Annotated in this window: 2 protein-coding genes; both read right to left on the bottom strand. The window is 69.0% G+C overall.

The features are described 5' to 3' along the window. A partial coding sequence (locus tag IE134_RS33945) for an electron transfer flavoprotein subunit alpha/FixB family protein (protein WP_189432866.1) occupies positions 1-899 on the bottom strand: 899 nt, incomplete at its 3' end. Between the two features lie 81 nt (positions 900-980). Further along, positions 981-1,766, bottom strand: a complete 786-nt coding sequence (locus IE134_RS33940) for an electron transfer flavoprotein subunit beta/FixA family protein (RefSeq protein WP_126932069.1) — start codon at positions 1,764-1,766, stop codon at positions 981-983. Positions 1,767-1,778 lie beyond the last annotated feature (12 nt).

Genomic DNA, 1,778 nt, shown 5'->3' with positions numbered 1-1,778 from the left:
ACGCCGTAGTCGACGAGTTCGAAGATCGGGGCTTCGGCGTCCTTGTTGATCGCGACGATCGTCTTCGAGGTCTGCATTCCGGCCCGGTGCTGGATGGCACCGGAGATGCCGGAGGCGATGTAGAGCTGCGGGGAGACGGACTTGCCGGTCTGCCCGACCTGCGAGGTGTGCGGGTACCAGCCCGCGTCGACCGCCGCACGCGATGCGCCCACCGCGGCACCGAGGGAGTCGGCGAGGGCTTCGATGAGGGGGAAGTTCTCCGCACCGTTGACGCCGCGGCCACCCGAGACGACGATCGCGGCCTCGGTCAGCTCCGGGCGCCCGGTCGACTCCCGCGGCGTCCGCGAGGTCACCTTCGTGCCCGTCGCGCTCTCACCGAACGACACCGTCAGGGCTTCGACCGTGCCGGCGGCGGCGGCCGGCTCGACCGGGGCGGAGTTCGGCTTGACGGTGATGACCGGAACGCCCTTGGAGACGCGGGACTTGGTGGTGTAGGAGGCGGCGAACACGGCCTGTGTCGCCACCGGGCCCTCCGCACCGGCTTCCAGGTCGGTGGCGTCGGTGATGATCCCGGAGCCGATCCGCAGCGCGAGGCGGGCGGCGATCTCCTTGCCCTCGGCGGAGGACACCACCAGCACCGCCACGGGGGACACCGTCTCGAACGCGGCCTGCAGGGCGTCCACCTTCGGCACCACGAGGTAGTCCGCGAACTCCGGGGCGTCGGAGGTCAGGACCTTGACCGCACCGTGCTCACCCAGCACACCCGCGGTCGCCTCGGCGCCCGCACCCAGGGCGACGGCGACCGGGTCACCGATGCGACGCGCCAGCGTCAGCAGCTCCAGCGTGGGCTTACGGACCGCACCATCCACATGATCGACCAGAACCAGAACTTCAGCCATGACAACGCACTCCAGACAGACGAGAGAAGAGAAAGAGAGGCAGGAAGGGGGGCTCGCTCCGGGCTCCCCGGGCGGTGGGGCCTAGATGAACTTCTGGCCCGCGAGGAACTCGGCGAGCTGCTTGCCGCCCTCGCCCTCGTCCTTCACGATCGTGCCCGCCGTGCGTGCCGGACGCTCGGTCGCCGAGTCGACCGCCGTCCACGCACCCGCCAGACCCACCTCGTCCGCGTCCAGCTCCAGGTCCTCCAGATCCAAGGACTCCACCGGCTTCTTCTTCGCCGCCATGATCCCCTTGAACGAGGGGTAGCGCGCCTCACCGGACTGGTCGGTCACCGACACCACCGCCGGCAGCGACGCCTGAAGCTGCTCGGTCGCGGTGTCACCGTCACGCCGCCCGGTCACCACACCGTCGTTCACCGACACCTCGGACAGCAGCGTCACCTGCGGCACACCCAACCGCTCCGCCAGCAGCGCCGGCAGCACACCCATCACACCGTCCGTCGACGCCATCCCGCAGATCACCAGGTCATAGCCGGTCTTCTCGACCGCCTTCGCCAGCACCAGCGACGTGCCCATCACATCCGTGCCGTGCAGATCGTCGTCCTCGACGTGAACCGCCCTGTCCGCACCCATCGACAACGCCTTGCGCAACGCGTCCTTGGCATCCTCCGGACCCACCGTCACCACGGTGATCTCCGCATCGTCCGCCTCGTCCGCGATCTGCAACGCCTGCTCGACCGCGTACTCGTCCAGCTCCGACAACAGACCGTCGACATCCTCACGGTCCAGCGTCAGGTCATCGGCGAAACGCCGGTCACCGGTCGCGTCGGGCACGTACTTCACACAGACAACGATCCTCAAGCTCACGCCGGCTCTCCT

It is taken from the genome of Streptomyces rubiginosohelvolus (assembly GCF_014649875.1).
In the GTDB taxonomy this organism is placed as follows: Bacteria; Actinomycetota; Actinomycetes; order Streptomycetales; family Streptomycetaceae; genus Streptomyces; species Streptomyces rubiginosohelvolus.
Note: the sequence above shows the minus strand (reverse complement) of the source record. Positions and strands in the feature narration are given on the sequence as shown.